The 2,728-nt window shown below is 66.0% G+C and carries 4 protein-coding genes; 1 reads left to right on the forward strand and 3 read right to left on the reverse strand.

Annotated elements, in window-relative coordinates; translation table 11 throughout:
- Nucleotides 1-511: 511 nt before the first annotated feature.
- Entirely contained in the window at nucleotides 512-1,240 is a 729-nt protein-coding gene (locus QZ609_RS26130; RefSeq protein ID WP_295501319.1) for a phosphoglycolate phosphatase, read from the reverse strand.
- A gap of 8 nt (nucleotides 1,241-1,248) precedes the next feature.
- Complete coding sequence (gene rpe / locus QZ609_RS26135; protein WP_295501311.1) at nucleotides 1,249-1,974, reverse strand: ribulose-phosphate 3-epimerase; 726 nt, start codon at nucleotides 1,972-1,974, stop codon at nucleotides 1,249-1,251.
- A 152-nt stretch (nucleotides 1,975-2,126) separates the two neighbouring features.
- Between rpe and apaG the strand changes: the two genes are divergently transcribed.
- Nucleotides 2,127-2,501: a Co2+/Mg2+ efflux protein ApaG gene (apaG, locus tag QZ609_RS26140; protein WP_295501312.1), complete on the forward strand. Its 375-nt coding sequence runs from the start codon at nucleotides 2,127-2,129 to the stop codon at nucleotides 2,499-2,501.
- Here apaG and QZ609_RS26145 read toward each other — a convergent pair.
- Nucleotides 2,502-2,728, reverse strand: a 227-nt coding sequence (locus tag QZ609_RS26145; protein WP_295501316.1) for a hypothetical protein, incomplete at its 5' end; no start/stop codon positions are given.

Here is a 2,728-nt window from a genome sequence, read left to right on the forward strand (position 1 = left end):
CGGTCGTGCGATTGCGCCAGCTTCAGATACAGCGACAGCGGCGTCTCCAGGTCGGCCAGTGCCTCGGCAATCAGCGGGATGCGGTTGTAGCCCTGGTCGGCCAGCGATTTGAATTCGAGTTCGGTCATGAGCGGTCAGGTCTGGGGGCCGGACGGCACGCGTGCGCGCCCACCGGCATGCGTTTCGCTCCACGGCAAACGCGGGTGTGCCGTCGGAACGTTAGCAGAACATCAGGGATGGGAACGCGAAAAACCGTGCGATCCCGCAAGGGCCGTCCGTAAGCCTATCGTGAAGCCAACGGAAGACCAGCGGGCGGTCAGCGCTTGGGGCGGGAGATGCGGTGGTGGTTTGGGCAGCGCGCTTGTGACGCGCCAGAGTGCCAAAACCGTGGGAGAACGATCAGCAGCCGTGCAAACGCTTACGCCCGGACGAGGGCGTGCCAGGGCCGCCAGGGCCAGGCCCCCCGGTCACCACCAGCGTCGACGCGTTTGCGATTCAGGAACATGGATCGTCAGTTGGGTGCGGCAGAGATTGCGTTGTGGGGTTCAGCGTAAGGCCGAATCAGCTGCGCTGCCGCAAAAAGTGAGTCGACTATAGCATCGGCTCCGGCGTCCTGTACAGGCTGGCCGTGGTTGTAGCCGTAGGGCACTGCCAGTACCCGCATGCCCGCCGCGCGGGCGGCGCGGGCGTCGTTTTCGGAGTCGCCGATGGCCACGACCTCGGCCGGCGCCACCCCAAAGGCCTCGGCCACCCGCAGCATGGGGTACGGATCGGGCTTGCGGTACGGGAAGGCGTCGCCGGGGTAGATCAGGTCGAAATACGCGGCCAGACCGAGCTGCGCCAGCAGCGGCTGCGTGAAATCGTGTGGCTTGTTCGTCACGCACGCCAGGGCGAGGCCCATGTCGCGCAGCGCTTCCAGCCCTTCGTGCACGCCGTCATAGACGCTCACGTGCCGGCCGTTGATGGCGATGTAGGCGCGCTGGTAGGCGCCCAATGCTTCTGCGAAGCGGCTGTTGGCCTGAGCCGGCGGCAGGCGCGTGTCGAGCACGCGCCGCACGAGGTTCTCCGAGCCCTTGCCGACATAGCCGACGACTTCTTCCGCCGGCATGTCAGGCGTGGCGCCGAGCGCCTCCAGCATCGCGTTGATGGCGGCGTGGAAGTCGCCCGCCGTGTCGACCATCGTCCCGTCCAGGTCGATGATGACGGCGCGGACCGGGCCCGCCGGCAGCGTGCCGGTCATGCTCGTCATCACGACAGGCCGGCCAGCGCCTGGCGCAGCGCGCCCACCGTGCCGCGATAGCCGCCGTCCGCATCCGGCTTGCCGAACACGGCCGAGCCGGCGACGAAGGTGTCGGCGCCCGCACGGGCGATCTCGGCGATGTTGTCGGCCTTCACGCCGCCATCGATTTCCAGCAGGATCTTGCGGCCGGTCTTTTCTTGGTACGCATCCAGCTTCTGGCGCACCGCGCGCAGCTTGTTCAGCGCCTCGGGGATGAACGACTGGCCGCCAAAGCCGGGGTTGACCGACATGATCAGCACCATGTCCAGGCGGTCCATCACGTGGTCCAGGTAGTGCAGCGGCGTGGCCGGGTTGAACACCAGGCCGGCCTTGCAGCCATGGTCACGGATCAGCGCCAGCGAGCGGTCGATGTGCTCGGACCCTTCCGGGTGGAAGGTGATCAGATCGGCGCCAGCCTTGGCAAAGTCGGGGATGATGCGATCCACCGGGCTCACCATCAGGTGCACGTCGATCGGCACCGGCTTGCCGTCCTTCTGCGCGTGCGGGCGGATCGCCTCGCACACCAGCGGTCCGACGGTCAGGTTCGGCACGTAGTGGTTGTCCATCACATCGAAGTGGATCCAATCGGCACCGGATTCGAGCACGCGGCGCACTTCCTCGCCCAGGCGGGCAAAGTCGGCGGAGAGGATGGACGGGGCGATGCGAAAACCGGACAGATCGATGGCTGCGGACATGATGGGTGACCAGAAAGGCGCGCGGATGCGCGTAAAGATGCGCGAAGGTGCGAACAACAGGCCGCTATTTTAGCCGGATCAGCCGTCCGACCGTGCCTTGCCGGTGCCACAGCCTTGCCGCACAATGGGCGCCATTCTTATAGTGGATCGTCATGCCGAGCTACGAACTCACCGTCCAAGTCCGGGCGCGCTATTTGCCGGAGCAATCCGAGCCGGAACAAGGCAACTTCGCCTTCGCCTACACCATCACCATCCGCAACACCGGCGATGTGCCGAGCCAGTTGATCTCGCGCCACTGGGTGATCACCGACGCCGAGGAGCAGGTGCAGGAGGTGAACGGCCTGGGCGTGGTCGGCCACCAGCCGCTACTGCCGCCGGGTGAATCGTTCGAATACACGAGTTGGGCGACCATCAAGACGCCCGTGGGCACGATGCGCGGCGAATATTTCTGCGTGGCCGAGGACGGTCACCGCTTCGAGGCGCCGATCCCCGAATTTGCGCTGGTGATGCCGCGCATGCTGCATTAATCAGGAGGCGTCGGCCTTGGGCGGCTGCGAATCTTTCGGCTCCGCCCCGGTCGATTCCGCAGGCTTGGCCGTCTGGCCCAGGCGCGACGGATGCTCGGGCGGGGCGCGCAGCGGGCGCGGATGCTTCTTGGCGCCCGACATCGTCCAGATGACGATGAATAGCAGCAGGAACAGCGCCACGCCGGCCTCCAGGCCGAACAGCATCATCGGATGGTTTTCAAAGAATT

Source organism: uncultured Ralstonia sp. (assembly GCA_913056305.1).
Lineage (GTDB): Bacteria > Pseudomonadota > Gammaproteobacteria > Burkholderiales > Burkholderiaceae > Ralstonia.